Origin of the sequence: Blautia sp. CAG:257 (assembly GCF_000433815.1) — a bacterium.
In the GTDB taxonomy this organism is placed as follows: Bacteria; Bacillota; Clostridia; order Lachnospirales; family Lachnospiraceae; genus Blautia_A; species Blautia_A caecimuris.
In genome coordinates this window covers 1-1,117 of record NZ_HF999083.1, presented here as the reverse complement: position 1 = coordinate 1,117, position 1,117 = coordinate 1, and the positions used below count along the sequence as shown (strand labels likewise).

Annotated in this window: 1 protein-coding gene and 1 pseudogene; both read right to left on the bottom strand. The window is 34.1% G+C overall.

Annotated features, from left to right (window positions below):
• Nucleotides 1-589, bottom strand: a 589-nt coding sequence (locus QVP40_RS10090; protein ID WP_288200466.1) for a replication initiator protein A, incomplete at its 3' end; no start/stop codon positions are given.
• A 90-nt stretch (nt 590-679) separates the two neighbouring features.
• Nucleotides 680-1,117, bottom strand: a pseudogene (locus tag QVP40_RS10085) (ParB/RepB/Spo0J family partition protein); the annotation flags it as partial.

Genomic DNA, 1,117 nt, shown 5'->3' with positions numbered 1-1,117 from the left:
GATTAGATTTATTCTCACTAAGATTAGTATTGTTAATATTAGTATTATTAGAGTTTGAAATGTAAACTTCTTGAAGTTTATTTTCGGGACTTCTTGAAGTTTGTTTTTGGGACTTCTTGAAGTTTGAAATGTAAACTTCTTCTGGCTCTTCTTCCTCTACTGAAGTTTGATTTGTAAACTTCACCATCTTTGGTTTTTCTTTTTTCTGTTCCTCACATTCCTCCTGAATAAATGATTTTACATAGATGATCGTAACCTTTCCAAATCCCTGCCTACGTTTTTCAATCAAACCTATCCCTTTTTCATCATCCAGCTCCTGAAGAGATTTCACCGCTTTATTTCTGCCACAATTCAATAATTCCATGATATCTTCAATGGAAAAATAGATATATGCCCGATTTTCTTCATCAAACCACTGATTCTTAATAGATAAAGACATTCTGTCCAACATCAAACCGTATAAGATCTTCGCATCACTGGAAAGATCCTTGAAACAGTCATTGGTAAATAAAGCTTTGGGTATTCTGTAAAAACTAAACTGGTCTGCTTCTGTTCCATAAAAATATTTAAAATTCATTTTTTTATCCATGTATCTTCCTCCCTTCCTTTCTCTCATAGAAGTCCTTTTTTTAAACTTCTGTATCTCTTCTTTCTTCGGGTTGTCTTATTTTGACAACCCTTATTTCTGTTCTCTTTTCCATTGTTCCAGTAATGTCTCAATCACCTTTTCCATATCCGTTTCCGAATAGTCTTCCGGAAAATATTTTGTAAGCTTCTTTCCTGATAACACCACTTTTCGTTCCGGTGCTTTTACCACTATACAACTATTAAAAATTGAGATCATAAATCCCTGGTTCACTGGTCCTTCTTCCAACTGTTTTCTCAAAGCTGTAATCTGCTTTGGTTTAATAAATCCTGTATCCCGGATATACTCATAAATCCATTTCTGCATTTCCTTATCAATGTAGGAAATATCAACGGCAATGGTAAAATTCAATTTCTTTGCATCTACCATATCTAATAATTCCGGGATTAATTCTGTAAGTCGAATGTAACGCTGAACATTACGAGCACTCTCTCCTACTTGTTCCCCTAACTCTTCTCTTGATTTCTTACC